This window comes from uncultured Algibacter sp. (assembly GCF_947490405.1).
Lineage (GTDB): Bacteria > Bacteroidota > Bacteroidia > Flavobacteriales > Flavobacteriaceae > Algibacter_B.
In genome coordinates this window covers 121,757-135,529 of the sequence record NZ_CANLGU010000006.1, presented here as the reverse complement: position 1 = coordinate 135,529, position 13,773 = coordinate 121,757, and the positions used below count along the sequence as shown (strand labels likewise).

The window sequence follows — 13,773 nt, the reverse complement described above, 5'->3', positions numbered from 1 at the left end:
AGCAGGAATTTTATTAGTTTAACTTAAATATTTAATGGATTCCTGCTTTCACAGGAGTGACAGTTACAACAACCCTTTATCCTTCAAGCGCTCTCTTGCACTCTTTTCCTCTACTTTTGGTTTTTCATTAATTTCTTCAACAACTTCTTCTGCATCTTTCGTTTTTAAGTCTTCTATAAAGTCTTTTCCCTTTTCAATAGTATCTTGAACCATATCTTCAATGGAGTCGCTTTTTTCTTCGATGACCTCACTAGATTTAAAAATAAAATTTGCTAAATAAGTTCCAGCTATCGTTCCAACAATCATAGAAGCAAAAATGGATATAGTCGCAATATCAATAGGAATTAAAAAACGTGTTACTACTATTCCGATTAAAAACAGAAACCCAATAAAAACCAATCGTAATAAAAATGTTTGCTGATATACAAAACCTGTTTTGTCTTCAGGTTTCATTTGAAGTTCTTTCGAATTTATAATTTTATTAAAAAACCTATAAAGTCCGTTTCCTTTGGATTCTCTCCAATATAAAAAGATTCCAAAAAGTATAGCGCCAATAAATACAATGAGTTCTAGTGTCATAATTTTTATGTATTACTTGTCATTCCGCACTTGATGCGGAATCCATTAATATATCCAATCCGAAGACAAATCATTCCAATTCTTATTCTCTTCTTCAATTAAATCTATTTTCCATTCTCGATTCCAGTTCTTTAACTGTTTTTCTCTCTTAATAGCATCATCAATATATTGAAATTGTTCAAAATACATCAATTTACCCAAACCATATTTTGAGGTAAAACCTGCTGCCATTTTACGTTTATGCTCAAACATTCGTCTTTCCAAATCATTTTTTACACCAATATATAAAGTTCCGTTTTCCATATTTGATAAAATATAGACATAGTATTGATGATAATTCCCTATCATGCTTTATTTGGATTCCGCATCAAGTGCGGAATGACAAAACGTTTCAATAAAATTAGTCAATAATCATTAAATATTGTTACTAATCGTTTCTATTGCCCATTCCTTAAACGAATCATCCCAAGTTTTAAAACTGTTATAAAACGCTTCTTTATCATACCAATACCAATATAAAACGTCTTTTTCTGAAATATTAACGAGTAACTTCCAGATTAGATCTTGATGTTTAGCATCTAATGAAGAATGCGGTTGATGTAAGGCCTCAAAAAGTTTTTCATCAACAATATCAGCTATTTTAAATTGATTGCTCGTTTCTAATTTTTCTAGATAGCGCTCAACACTCATAACTTTTTTTCTAGCTTTAATATCTAGTTTATTTAAATAACTTTTAAACAAAATTGGGTCATTTAAAATATCTTTTATTGGATGTTGAGACTTTTTAAGATGCTGAACCATTTCAAATTTCTTGATACGCTGATAGCGTTTGGTTTCAACTACTTTTTCTAAATCATACTCAATAATAACATGGTCTCTGAGTTTATCCATAAGCTCAGGCTGCTCAATATGATATATCAACACATCATGGTTTGTATCTTTTATAGCTTCTTTATGCCAAGTTTCATCTTCAAAAACGATTATGGGTTTTATAAAATCTCGTAATACATAAACACCTCCAAAAGCTCTTGTATAAAATGAATCTGTTGCAAATTGTAATTGGTGCAAGTCCAAATCACGTTCACGTAAATCTCCATAAGCCTTTGCTAAAGCTAAAAGCTCTTGATGTAAATTTTCATCTATAAAATTATTACCAGTATTGAATCTTTCTACAAGCTGTAATTGCTCTTTTTGAATATACCATAATCTATCAATCAAGTGAAAGTTGATGGTTATCTTATCATATTTCAAAACATCCAGCGGCTCATAAAACGCATCAACGCCTTGATCGAAATCCAAACAAATTGCACAATCTCTTGTGATATCTTTAATTTTTTCACCATGAATTTTAAAGACAAATTTCATGATATCTCTATCAAACGTATGAAACGGCAAATACACAGGTTTCCCTTTTTGAAGTGGTGAAATTATAATGCCATGTGGATTTGCTTCTCCGTTATTTAGATAACTATTATCGTCTTTTTCTTCAGCGATTTCCGGACTCCACCCCATACCATCAATATGAAAAGTCTTAAGCTTAGTTTCTGTAAAACCAAGTTTAACCAAGCATTTGTTATAACGCTCTACAAGTTTCCCGCTAACGGGAATAAGTTCACTTCTATATAATTTGGCTTGTTTTAGTTTGTCCATATTAATCTAATAACTTATGAATTATAGCATACTGCAACAATACAATGGTTCTTGTATCTACAATTTCTCCATTATTCAACATTTTAATAGCTTCTTTAAAAGGAATTTCCAATACCTCAATATCCTCACCTTCATTATCTAAACCACCACCTTCATTCACTTTCATATCATCGGTGTATTCACCAATAAAAAAATGCATTTTCTCAGTCATCACTCCAGGAGAAGAATAGGCTTCATAAATCTTTTTAACTGATTTTAAACGATATCCAACTTCTTCTTCAGTTTCTCTAATTATACAAGCTTCAGGGTTATCTTTATCCAACATGCCTGCGGCAACTTCAACCAACATACCATCTTTATTATCATTCAAATAGGTTGGCATTCTAAATTGCTTTGTTAAAATTACAGTTTGTTTTTCCTTATTATAAAGAAGAATTCCTGCACCATCTCCTCTATCATAAACCTCACGCATTTGGTTTACCCATTTGCCATTAGGCATCAAATAATCAAAATTGACTCTATTGAGAATATAATAGTTGTCTGAAAGCAGCTTCTTATTTATATTTTTAATCTGCTTATTTTTCATTACCAAACGTTTTTCTTGCTTCAGTTTCAATATGTAACTGATTCACTCTAGCATCTACTTTTCGTTTAAAATCAGTATCAGCAATAGTTGCTACATTATCTAAATAACGCACGACTTCTTGTCTTCTAATCTCAGAAAAATCTAAGCCTTTCATATTGCCTCGCATCAATTCTTGAAGCATATTAAACTTAGTATCATAATCTTGTTTAAAATAGATTTCTGGATTTTCGAACCAATCTTCTTCCAAATCAAAATCGGTTAATCGCAATGAAATAGCTGATTGAATATTACGCACATCACGAGATGAAAAGAACGGAAATACTGCTTGCATTTCTTTATACAAGTTTGCATAAAATAAATGTTGATTGGTTTTAAAATGTTTTTCTACACTATCATAAACCTTATGAACACGAGCTTCAGTAGGTTTATCAACATTACTCAAAATATCTCCCATATTTTTTGCTAACCCTTGATCTTGCAGATAACTATAATTTTCTGGCCCTTGCATATTTACAAAATCTGGCATGGTGTCATCTAATTTTCGCCACCATAAATGATCTTGATCTAGGAAATCATGTTCTGTTCTTGCTCCATCAATTTTAAAACGACCTTGAACACGAGAAATAACTGCTTTATCTAGCATTTCTGGCAAGTTTGTAAATAAACCTATAGAACTATTACCATAGTTAACTGCATAAGCGCCTTCAGTATATCTTAAAAACACACCAATAACTTCTTTCACGCCAGCCGAAACACCTTGAGCAGTTCGTTCTTGTAAATTATTTTCGGCATCATCAATAGGTGCGAAAATTAATTTTGAAGGGTCTTGCATAGGTTTCATCCACGCTACCATTTTTTCAGCTGAACCACCTTGGAAAGTGGAAATCAAGGTATCTGGCATTGGGTGGAATAAAAACGGAATATCCAACGTATCACAATGCTCCTTTAACCGTGTAGCAATGGCTGCAATTAACATACTTTTTCCTGTTCCCGGAATGCCATAGCCCATAAACACAGGCATAAAACCACCTAACTCTTGAAACGGGTTTTTCTTAGCCGTAAAATCGTAGCTTAACATACGCTCTGTTAAACGTCGTGCAAAATGCTTTGCATCTCGGTTACCTACAATTTGTTCAAACTGTATTTTATTAAATTCTACACTTTTTGCGGTACCTTGAAATACATTATTCCAACCCGAAACTGCAAACTCCGATTTTTCTAACTTATACGTTCTATCTTCAATAGTTTCAGTGTATTCTAAACTACTTTTTCGTAACTGAATTTCATCAATTAAAGCCTCGAAATACACTACCGTGAAATCGATAACATCTTTATCAGACTTTATGATTTCTGGATGATCTAAATACTTGTCATAATAAAATAAACTACAGGAAATACCTTTTATAGGCGACATTAAAGACACTTCAGGAATACCAGCAAATTTCTGTTTCATCACACTTAAATCATCTGACGCATGCGGTTTTAAATCGTGTAATATTTTATAGGCTTGAGCAAATAACATAAACGCCGTGGCGGTGAGCATTTTGCTTTCAAATTCTCGTTTTCCGTTACTATCTAAAGCTGATTTATTTTCATTTAAACTAGATAATCCTGACGCATCGTAATAACTATCTTTTATCCATATACCTAGTGTAATACCCTCCTGAACCGCGTATAAAGTTTGATTCAAATAAATAGGAAGCGCTACAGAATCTGGCAATAACCTCTTTTTTAAACCTAAAATGGTTTTTGAAACCGAAGTTACACTAACAGAACTGCCATTATTTGCTCTTGACAAGTACAGTAATATCGATTCATCTTTGGCATCTTTATCTCTGTTTTTTGCACGAGATCCTTGCTCCCATTGTATACTTTTAAGGTATGAGGAAGCTTCATCGCGAAGCATATCAAGTTCAGTTAATTTTATAGGAAAAGTTGAGTTGTGTTCCATATTACTTGTTTTTCAGACTTATTTTGTGTGCAGAATTCAATTATTTTAGTTCCAGAAGTTTATCAATGTATCTATATTCTTATCATTACCAACATATATATTTGTCCAAAATATTTCATCATTAATTCTTGCAAAAACTTTGTAATAACCAGAACTTAAATTTTCTAAATTAATAGATAAATTTGTACCTGCGATATCTAAAAAACTTAGTTCTGCTTGTGATGAAATTTCAGAAAAACTATATAAACTAGTATTAAAAATTTTTGAAAAATCTTCGTCTTGAAACTTTTTTAGAGGGTTAGCTTTTACCAGCCATACATCAGAAAAAGCTTCTGCATTACTTCTTACAACAACACTTCCTATAGCTGGATTTGGGTAAACAAAAATTTTATCATCCAATATATTTGGGTTTCCTAATACAATTGAAGGACCAAATTCTGAAGCTCTAGCATACATTCCCGTAACTAAATCAATACGTGTTGACTCATTATTACTTGTTGTAGAAGTTGCATCATCATCACTTTTACATGAAACAACTAGAACTAATACAAAAAGAATCTTAATTTTAAATTTCATTTTTTTCTATTTTCAAACCTGCAATTTCAATAGGTGATTTTGCCAGCTCATTCATCATTTCAGGTGTTTTGTTATATAATAATTGAATAATACGATGCGGTGCTAAAACGTATTTTTGTTTAAAAACATCATCCCATTTTTGTAAAACTTGCTTATTAAAAAAGCCACCATCTTTAAATTCACTTTTCGATTGTACTTCATCTACGCTAAGAGAAAGCGCATAAGACTCTATAGGGATTTGCTTTTTACTAATACTCTCTAAAATAGTGTGTGTTACTAGGTGCTCATCTTTGGCGAAAACATTATGCAATGGACCTAAATCTATACGTTTTAAAAGTTTTGGAGATATTTTAGGAAGCTTCCTGTCTATAGTGTATGCCAAAGTATCCAAAGACATATCTCTGTCTGCAACCGTTTTTAAAACATTATAAATCTCTTCTCTATAATCAAGTATTTTGTTGCCATCATAATTAAAATACATGAAGCAAATAAACGGACGGTTATGAGACACATCGTAAAAACTCCAACTTGTAACTAAATCTGCTTCCGCATGTTCTGGAGCACTAAGAATTTTACCTTGTACAAAACGATTAAAAATATATTGTTTATTTACAGATGTATAATATACAATCGAAGAAGCTTGAAACAGTTTGCTTTTTTTTACAGGTTCTTTTTTACGTAAAAGCGTATCTAAAAACTCCTCTTTAAGTGTTGCTATAGGCGTTAATCTTTCTAGATATTCATCACGCAATTCTAAATCGTTAAACAGGTAACGGAATTCTAAATAATTTGGAAATCCAGAATCTGTCAAATCCACTTTCATATTATCCTCATCATCATACATGTACTTAACACGCATGGCTTCAACGGAATACAATAACAAATCGCAATATTGCTTAAACAATTGCACCTCAATATCATTACATATTTTTTCTCTTTGAACGGCTACAATCAATTCTTTAAAAGCAAAATCTACCATTTTATGATAAAAAACGTATTGCGCTTTGGAATCGAGTATAGCTGAATCTAAAGGTGTTACGATGTGGTTTATTGACATTAATTTTCTTTTAACACGAATTTTTATGAATACTTAAAAAGTTTATTCGGGCGTTACCACAAGGGTCGGGCTTTCACTACTCGCTCCCGCCTAAGGTCGGGGAGCTCAAACATGCCGTTCAATCCTTAACGCAGATAGAACCTAGATTAAACTTAAAGTTATATTTGAAAAAGATTCCCGCCATAGTTTATCTTGAACGTAGTCATAAAGCGGGAATAACATATTCTTTAAGACAGTAAATCGTCGTCGTTTGCTTCTGGTTTTGTTTTTCCTTCTGGCTCACCATCATCTCCTGAAGGTTGGTTGGCATCAGCATTGTAATAGTCTTCAAAAATTTCTTTCATATCGATACCATAACGCTCAGCAAAATTCTTTTGGATCTCACCATCTTTTGCACGAATTTCTTGTAAAGCCTCAGCATAACTACTATAAACGCCTTGCATTACTTTCTCGTGAACTGGAATATTATCCATCATATCTTGACGCGCTTTAGCACTTGCGGTATGCATAGATGCTAGCGTTTCGCCAATATGCTCATCGGTTTTTACGCCTAAATGCTCTAAAATAGCAGCGAATTCTTGGTCTGTTCTGGCTTTTAATGCCACTACATAACCATCATAATATTTAAGACGCTCTTCTGTATCAGACTTTAACTTAGCACGATGTGTTTGAAGATTGCTACGTAAAGACGTTAATACTTTAATAGTTAAATTGTGCTTATGAACAAAACTATCTTTACTGGCAGCTAATGTTGTGTACGCATTTTTAAGACCTTCAAGTTCTTCAACTTTTTGCTCTAGCTGTGTAACCTTACCAATAGCTTCTGCATATTCTGCAGATTGTTTATCGGCAATATCTTCTAACTCTTGGCGCGCTTGTTTTAGTAAAGCATATTGCTCTTCTAGCTTCGCTTCTACTTCTTTTTTCTTCTCTAAAGCTTTTGTGTGGTTTTTTGAAGCTTCAACTATAGCATCTTTCAACTTTTCTTCTACTTCTTTAATCTCTACCTCTCGGTTTTTTAAACGTGTAACAGCTGCTTGAGATTTATATGATAATTCGCTTAAAAGTGTTTGTACATCGGCACTTTCTATACGCTCTTGAAACATAGCTTTGGCCTTGTTATCGGCTCCTGCTCTAACTTTTTCAGCTGTTTTTAAAGCATCTTCAGCTTTTTTAATTTTACTTTTACGTCCCCAAAGGTTATTCCACCAAGTATCTGGTTTAGCCTGTGCATCTTCTAATTCGATTTTAGCACGCTCTAATGCTTTTTGTGCATCGTCTATTACCTTTTGCTCGGTAGGGTTTAATGCAGAAAATTTTTCGAATATAATCCCTACTTCATCCTGATAATCTGTAAGGTCTTTAATGGCATCTAAAAGCGTTGTTCTGTCTTTCTCAGCCATATGAACCACATCATCCAAAGTGGCATTTAATATTTTTTGACGTACCTCAGGATCATCTTCTTGAGATAATTTAGATTTCATAGTGTCTATGGCTTTTCCCCAGTTAACATCTACTTTCTCTGTTTTTTCGTTGGAATTAGTTTCTAATAAATCAAAATCATCAGACATTGTATATTTTTGGTTTTAAGTTGAACAATTTTATGGATAAGCAATTTCGTTAAAAAATCTCAATTTTAAAACGTAAATGAGTATTTACTTTCAAAATTTTGTATATGTTAATCAATGCTCTAATCATATGTATTGTAAATTAAGAAATTGTTACAGTTAATAAAAAAATTCAGACGTTTTGAAAGAATACATTATCTTTGTTTATAATCAAATATCTTTGATGCATTAAATATGCTAATAAATTACTCTCTTTTTAACCCTAACACCATTGCTTTAATAAAACAATCAGATATTGTAACGGTACTCATTATTGTTACTATCTTTTTTGGTATTTTATTGTTACTAGGTATTCGAAAATCTTATAAACTTAAAAAAGAAAACGAACGCTTAGATGCAATGAATACTAAGATTGCTGAGGAAGAAGATAAGCCTTATCAAGACTTTACTGATGGGCATATGTATGGAGGAAATTAAACAATTAAAATTTGATATTTATTTTTTTAATTTTATAACCCATATTTTAACATTAATAAAAAAACTATTAATAGTATAAACCTTTCTGACTATAAGTTAGGCTCTGGATATATATCTATAGAAATAAACAACCCCAATAAATATGAAAACACTTCTTATTCACACAAAATTATTATTTCAAAATAATCTTGAAGTTTTAAATTCTTTAGAAAACGAAAAAAATCTTGGTAATCTGATTAGTATCTTATCTGTTGGATTTTTAACCCTTTTGCTTTTATTAACTATAAGTCTGTTCAATACTTATAAATTAAAAAAAAGAATTAAACAATTAGAATCTCTAAGATAGATTAGTAATTAAAAAGCCTGCAATTGCAGGCTTTTTAATTACTAATCTATCTTACTAGTTTCTTATACTTAATTCGTTTAGGCATCAAATCGCCACCTAATCGTTTTTTCTTGTTTTCTTCGTAATCCGAAAAACTGCCTTCAAAGAAATACACTTGCGAATCGCCTTCAAACGCTAAAATATGTGTACATATTCTATCTAAGAACCAACGGTCGTGACTAATTACTACGGCACATCCTGCAAAGTTTTCTAAACCTTCTTCCAATGCTCTTAGCGTATTTACATCAAGATCATTTGTAGGCTCATCTAAAAGCAATACGTTACCTTCTTCTTTAAGCGTCATAGCCAAATGTAAACGGTTACGCTCTCCACCAGAAAGTAATTTTACTTTTTTGTTTTGCTCTCCACCGGAAAAGTTAAATCGACTTAAATAGGCTCTAGAATTTACTTCTTTTCCACCCATCATGACCAATTCTTGCTCATCACTAAAGTTTTGCCAAATGGTTTTCTCTGGATCTATATTAGAATGTTTTTGATCTACATAAGCTAATTTTGCAGTGTCGCCAACAACAAACTCACCTTTATCAGGTGTTTCTTCTCCCATTATCATTCTAAAAATAGTGGTTTTACCAACACCGTTTGGGCCAATAATACCAACAATACCCGCTTGTGGTAGGTTAAAGTTTAAATCGTCATACAACAATTTATCATCATAGCCCTTCGCCACACCCTTAGCTTCTATAACATTGGTACCTAAACGCGGGCCGTTAGGTATGTATATTTCTAATTTTTCGTCAAGTTGTTTTTGGTCTTGACTCATTAACTTATCGTAATTTTTTAAACGTGCTTTCTGTTTGGTTTGTCGCCCTTTAGCACCTTGACGCACCCAATCCAACTCACGCTCTAATGTTTTTTGACGTTTAGATGCTGCTTTACCTTCCTGAGCCATTCGCTTAGATTTTTGATCTAACCATGACGAATAATTCCCTTTCCAAGGAATACCTTCCCCTCTATCCAATTCTAAAATCCAACCTGCTACATTATCTAAAAAGTATCTATCGTGCGTTACAGCAATTACAGTACCTTTATATTGTGCCAAATGATGCTCTAACCAATGTACAGATTCTGCATCCAAATGGTTGGTAGGCTCATCTAATAATAGCACATCTGGTTCTTTTAACAATAAGCGACACAACGCTACACGACGACGTTCACCTCCAGACAATACGCCAATTTTCTTATCACCATCAGGCGTTCGTAAAGCATCCATAGCAATTTCAAGCTTAGTATCTAGCTCCCAAGCATTTGCCGCATCAATTTGATCTTGTAATTCTGCTTGACGGCTCATAAGCTTTTCCATCTTATCTGGGTCGCTGTAAACTTCCTCTAAACCAAACTGGTCGTTAATATTATTATATTCATCAAGAATAGCCACAGTTTCAGCAGCACCTTCTCGTACTACTTCCATCACCGTTTTATCTTCATCAAGTTGTGGCTCTTGCTCTAAATACCCTACAGAGTAATCTTGAGAAAACACCACATCACCTTGATAATTTTTATCTACGCCAGCAATAATTTTTAATAAGGTGGATTTACCAGAACCATTAAGACCTAAAATTCCAATTTTAGCCCCGTAAAAAAAACTTAAGTAAATATTTTTTAAAACTGGTGTATTGGCACTTTGAAATGTTTTTGTAACACCGGACATTGAGAAGATTATCTTTTTATCGTCGCTCATATTATATGTTTATCTATTGAATCTTTTAATTATTAAGCTCTTTTAAAATACTGAAATCATCAATCGTGAATTTAAAATTTTTAAACCCGTCCTTTTAAAGCATTAAACACCCATGCTATTGCAAAAAAACCAATACCCACGGTAGCAAAACCCCATCCAGCAACCTCATGATATCTGTAAGCCCCCATTAAAATAAGTGCAACACCCATAATAATCATTAAAATTGTTGCCCATGCTAGTACTGTATTTTTATTCATCGCCATAATCTTTTCTTTTTTTTTGGTTAGTTGAAAAGCAAATATCGTGGTTTTAAACAAAAAAAACATCTATTTCTAGATGCTTTTTCACTATTAATTGCTCTTAATTCTTAATCCATTGGTACTTCAATTACAATAACCTCAGTGTTTTTAGTGGCAGTTACAACAAGGGCTTCAACATCCCAAACCCCAATAGCATCTCGTGTATGCAAGGTATGTTCTTCAACTTCAACTGCACCATCCACAATAAAAACATAAAACCCGTTATTTGCATCTTTAGGACTTAAGGTAACCGATTTACTCGCTTCCAAATCCGTTCTATAAATATAAGCCTGCTGACTAATTGGTAAGGCATTATCCACTAGCTTATCCTTTGGAGATACTACAGTTTGCAGCTTATTTTTGCTTTCTAAAACGTCAAAATTTCGCTGTTCGTAATTGGGTGCAACACCTGTTTGCTCTGGAATAATCCATAACTGTAAAAAGTTAACAGTATCTGTTTGACTGTCGTTAAATTCAGAATGTGTCAATCCTGTTCCAGCGCTCATCACTTGTACTTCACCAACTTCAATCGCACGTTTATTTCCCATGCTATCTTTATGCGATAATGCGCCTTTTAGTGGAATGGAAATAATCTCCATATTTTGGTGCGGATGCGTTCCAAAACCCATTTTGGGTTGTACTACATCGTCATTTAGCACTCTTAGTTTTCCAAAATTCATACGTTCTGCATTTTGATAGCTTGAAAAACTAAATGTATGGTGCGATTTTAACCAACCGTGATCTGCATACCCTCTTGTATCTGCTTTGTGAATTATTGTTTTCATAATAATAAGCCTCCCTGAATCCCTCCAAAGGAGGGACTTTCTTTTTAATTAAACTTTATTTTTAAATTTTTACTCAAATTTTCATTCTTCTTTAAGATCATTCTCCAAACCCACCCCTAGCCCCTCCAAGGAGGGGAATACTTACTCATACTTTTTCAAACCTACAAGGTTTCAAAAACCTTACAGGTTATGGAGTTAGGGGTTTGCTTTAGGGGGCTAGAAACCCCATTTTCCCCATTTGATAATCGCGCATGGCCTCCATAATTTCAGTTTGTGTGTTCATTACATACGGACCGTAAGTGGTTACGCGTTCGTTATTAGGTACGCCCGAAAGAAACAACACCTTGCTGTTTGCTGCATTGCCTTTAATGGAAAACCCTTCGCCATCTTGATTAAATTCAATTAACTGATTTTCATTTAACTTTAAGCTTTCTGTAGCATTAACCAAAACATCACCTTTTAATAAATACACGGTAGATTGATGTGTTTTTGGTACTTTAATATCAAAATACCCATCGTCTTCAACATCTATCATAAAAGCATTCACCGCAGTTTGGGTTTTTATCCTTCCGTAAACACCATCCAATTCTCCTGCTATAATTTGGATGTTTACTTTACCGTCATCGGACGAAACTACTCTAAAATCGTCGTTAGCGACATGTTGATAATTGGCTTCCATCATTTTCTTCTCCGCAGGTAAGTTCAACCATAATTGAATCCCTTCTAAAATTCCTCCTTTTTGCACAAAGCTTTTTGTTGGTGCTTCAGCATGAATAATACCTCTACCCGCTGTTGTCCATTGTACATCACCAGCGTTTACCACACTTTCGTTTCCTAGCGAGTCTCTATGCAATTGTTCACCTTGAATTAAAAAGGTAATTGGTTCGAACCCGCGATGCGGATGTGGCCCTAAATCAAACGGATTGTTTTGTTCTGAAATCTCATAAGGACCGTAATGATGCAATAGTATAAACGGATCGATATTATCAATAGTTCGTGTGGGTATGGGTTGCCTTAGTTGAATTGGACCCATATTTACAAAATCACTTCTTCCTATGCTTTTTATTGTATTTAGCTTCATAATATTTTCGTTTTTAATAGTTTCCATGGAAACTATTAATTTAAATTTTTTTATCTTATTTTATCTAAAAGATTGCTTAACGTAGCAGCTTCCTCTTCAGATAAATTATCTAATAAATCATCTTTTAAATCTGCCTCTATTTCTTTTAATAATGATAAACCAACTTCTGTAATTTCAATATGTACAACGCGTCTGTCTCCAGGACATGGTAAACGTTGAATTAATTGTTTATCACAAAGTTTGTCCATAAGCCTTGTGGCATTTGGTGCACGTTCTAGCATGCGCGCCTTTATCTCTTGAACTTTAAGGGGTGCTCCAGCACCACGAAGAATTCTTAAAATATTAAACTGTTGTGGCGATACACCAAAAGTTTTAAAAAATTCGTTATGAATACTATTTATCCAATTAGCGGTGTAAATGATGTTTAACATCGCTTTTACTTTGTTGTTTGCAAACTTAGATTTTATGTCTTTTGAAATATCTCCCATGCGTGTAATACGATTATAGTGCTTCTGTAAAAGTTTTTGCTTTGTTTTTTAAAACAGTATTCAACTCCGTATTTGTTATTTTTCCGTCTGAAAAATTATCAAAAAATGATGGAAAACTAAAATCTGCAACTATATTACCTCCCATAAAAGGAAAACGCCCTTTGGCTACGTCTAAAACTGTGGCTCCTCCTCTAGCGCCTGGAGAGGTTGCCATTAAAAGCATTGGTTTTTCACTCCAAAGTTTGCCATCTATTCTAGACATCCAGTCAAATATATTTTTAAACACGGTGGCATAAGCGCCATTATGCTCAGCAAGAGATAATATAATACCGTCAGACGATTTAATGTGCGCTAAAAATGTTTTGGCATTATCTGGAATACCTTTTTCGTTTTCTAAATCGATACCATAAATAGGTAATTCAAAATCGTTTAAATCTAATATATCTACTGATACATCTTCAACTAAGCTAGATGCATAAATTGCTAGTTCTTTATTTATTGAGGTTTTACTGTTAGTACCTGCGAATGCTATTATTTTTTTCATGTTTTTATTTCAAATATATTAATTCTACTCATTATTATGATTACCATT

The 13,773-nt window shown here is 33.1% G+C and carries 15 protein-coding genes; 1 reads left to right on the top strand and 14 read right to left on the bottom strand.

The window, feature by feature from the left end:
- Positions 1 to 63: 63 nt before the first annotated feature.
- From Q0772_RS13325 to Q0772_RS13290, 8 genes are all read right to left on the bottom strand, one after another.
- Positions 64 to 579, bottom strand: a complete 516-nt coding sequence (locus tag Q0772_RS13325; protein ID WP_298345779.1) for a hypothetical protein — start codon at positions 577 to 579, stop codon at positions 64 to 66.
- 45 nt (positions 580 to 624) lie between these two features.
- Positions 625 to 927 carry a GIY-YIG nuclease family protein gene (locus tag Q0772_RS13320; RefSeq protein WP_298345776.1) on the bottom strand — a complete coding sequence of 101 codons (303 nt, stop codon included), beginning with the start codon at positions 925 to 927 and terminating at the stop codon, positions 625 to 627.
- A 66-nt stretch (positions 928 to 993) separates the two neighbouring features.
- A complete protein-coding gene (locus tag Q0772_RS13315) occupies positions 994 to 2,229 on the bottom strand; it encodes a DUF6638 family protein (protein ID WP_298345773.1) in 1,236 nt (411 codons plus the stop codon).
- A gap of 1 nt (position 2,230) precedes the next feature.
- Complete coding sequence (locus tag Q0772_RS13310) at positions 2,231 to 2,815, bottom strand: NUDIX domain-containing protein (protein ID WP_298345769.1); 585 nt, start codon at positions 2,813 to 2,815, stop codon at positions 2,231 to 2,233.
- Positions 2,805 to 4,766 (bottom strand): AAA family ATPase, encoded by a 1,962-nt coding sequence (locus Q0772_RS13305; protein WP_298345766.1) that lies wholly within the window; start codon positions 4,764 to 4,766, stop codon positions 2,805 to 2,807. Before Q0772_RS13305 ends, Q0772_RS13310 begins: the two co-directional genes overlap by 11 nt.
- A gap of 45 nt (positions 4,767 to 4,811) precedes the next feature.
- A complete protein-coding gene (locus tag Q0772_RS13300; protein WP_298345763.1) occupies positions 4,812 to 5,342 on the bottom strand; it encodes a hypothetical protein in 531 nt (176 codons plus the stop codon).
- Positions 5,332 to 6,399: a hypothetical protein gene (locus tag Q0772_RS13295; protein ID WP_298345760.1), complete on the bottom strand. Its 1,068-nt coding sequence runs from the start codon at positions 6,397 to 6,399 to the stop codon at positions 5,332 to 5,334. The genes Q0772_RS13300 and Q0772_RS13295 overlap by 11 nt, the downstream gene beginning before the upstream one ends.
- 227 nt (positions 6,400 to 6,626) lie before the next feature.
- A complete protein-coding gene (locus Q0772_RS13290) occupies positions 6,627 to 7,970 on the bottom strand; it encodes a microtubule-binding protein (RefSeq protein WP_298345757.1) in 1,344 nt (447 codons plus the stop codon).
- A gap of 231 nt (positions 7,971 to 8,201) precedes the next feature.
- Here Q0772_RS13290 and Q0772_RS13285 point away from each other — a divergent pair, with 231 nt between their 5' ends.
- Positions 8,202 to 8,444, top strand: a complete 243-nt coding sequence (locus Q0772_RS13285; RefSeq protein ID WP_298345754.1) for a hypothetical protein — start codon at positions 8,202 to 8,204, stop codon at positions 8,442 to 8,444.
- A 392-nt stretch (positions 8,445 to 8,836) separates the two neighbouring features.
- Here Q0772_RS13285 and ettA read toward each other — a convergent pair whose 3' ends face one another.
- From ettA to Q0772_RS13255, 6 genes are all read right to left on the bottom strand, one after another.
- On the bottom strand, positions 8,837 to 10,528 hold the full coding sequence (gene ettA, locus Q0772_RS13280; RefSeq protein WP_298345751.1) for an energy-dependent translational throttle protein EttA: 1,692 nt from the start codon (positions 10,526 to 10,528) through the stop codon (positions 8,837 to 8,839).
- An 80-nt stretch (positions 10,529 to 10,608) separates the two neighbouring features.
- Complete coding sequence (locus Q0772_RS13275; RefSeq protein ID WP_298345748.1) at positions 10,609 to 10,791, bottom strand: CAL67264 family membrane protein; 183 nt, start codon at positions 10,789 to 10,791, stop codon at positions 10,609 to 10,611.
- Between the two features lie 104 nt (positions 10,792 to 10,895).
- Positions 10,896 to 11,612, bottom strand: coding sequence for a pirin family protein (locus tag Q0772_RS13270; RefSeq protein WP_298345746.1), 717 nt, complete (start codon positions 11,610 to 11,612; stop codon positions 10,896 to 10,898).
- Between the two features lie 208 nt (positions 11,613 to 11,820).
- On the bottom strand, positions 11,821 to 12,693 hold the full coding sequence (locus Q0772_RS13265; protein WP_298345743.1) for a pirin family protein: 873 nt from the start codon (positions 12,691 to 12,693) through the stop codon (positions 11,821 to 11,823).
- Between the two features lie 50 nt (positions 12,694 to 12,743).
- Positions 12,744 to 13,181, bottom strand: a complete 438-nt coding sequence (locus Q0772_RS13260) for a MarR family transcriptional regulator (RefSeq protein ID WP_298345740.1) — start codon at positions 13,179 to 13,181, stop codon at positions 12,744 to 12,746.
- 13 nt (positions 13,182 to 13,194) lie between these two features.
- Positions 13,195 to 13,725, bottom strand: a complete 531-nt coding sequence (locus Q0772_RS13255) for an NAD(P)H-dependent oxidoreductase (RefSeq protein WP_298345738.1) — start codon at positions 13,723 to 13,725, stop codon at positions 13,195 to 13,197.
- Positions 13,726 to 13,773 lie beyond the last annotated feature (48 nt).

Bases quoted from the DNA above. Each gene is read 5' to 3' on its own strand.
- Q0772_RS13290 (WP_298345757.1), bottom strand. From the start codon at position 7,970: ATGTCTGATGATTTTGATTTATTAGAAACTAATTCCAACGAAAAAACA.
- ettA (WP_298345751.1), bottom strand. From the start codon at position 10,528: ATGAGCGACGATAAAAAGATAATCTTCTCAATGTCCGGTGTTACAAAA.
- Q0772_RS13275 (WP_298345748.1), bottom strand. From the start codon at position 10,791: ATGGCGATGAATAAAAATACAGTACTAGCATGGGCAACAATTTTAATG.
- Q0772_RS13325 (WP_298345779.1), bottom strand. From the start codon at position 579: ATGACACTAGAACTCATTGTATTTATTGGCGCTATACTTTTTGGAATC.
- Q0772_RS13310 (WP_298345769.1), bottom strand. From the start codon at position 2,815: ATGAAAAATAAGCAGATTAAAAATATAAATAAGAAGCTGCTTTCAGAC.
- Q0772_RS13295 (WP_298345760.1), bottom strand. From the start codon at position 6,399: ATGTCAATAAACCACATCGTAACACCTTTAGATTCAGCTATACTCGAT.
- Q0772_RS13315 (WP_298345773.1), bottom strand. From the start codon at position 2,229: ATGGACAAACTAAAACAAGCCAAATTATATAGAAGTGAACTTATTCCC.
- Q0772_RS13285 (WP_298345754.1), top strand. From the start codon at position 8,202: ATGCTAATAAATTACTCTCTTTTTAACCCTAACACCATTGCTTTAATA.
- Q0772_RS13320 (WP_298345776.1), bottom strand. From the start codon at position 927: ATGATAGGGAATTATCATCAATACTATGTCTATATTTTATCAAATATG.
- Q0772_RS13260 (WP_298345740.1), bottom strand. From the start codon at position 13,181: ATGGGAGATATTTCAAAAGACATAAAATCTAAGTTTGCAAACAACAAA.
- Q0772_RS13270 (WP_298345746.1), bottom strand. From the start codon at position 11,612: ATGAAAACAATAATTCACAAAGCAGATACAAGAGGGTATGCAGATCAC.
- Q0772_RS13305 (WP_298345766.1), bottom strand. From the start codon at position 4,766: ATGGAACACAACTCAACTTTTCCTATAAAATTAACTGAACTTGATATG.
- Q0772_RS13265 (WP_298345743.1), bottom strand. From the start codon at position 12,693: ATGAAGCTAAATACAATAAAAAGCATAGGAAGAAGTGATTTTGTAAAT.
- Q0772_RS13255 (WP_298345738.1), bottom strand. From the start codon at position 13,725: ATGAAAAAAATAATAGCATTCGCAGGTACTAACAGTAAAACCTCAATA.
- Q0772_RS13300 (WP_298345763.1), bottom strand. From the start codon at position 5,342: ATGAAATTTAAAATTAAGATTCTTTTTGTATTAGTTCTAGTTGTTTCA.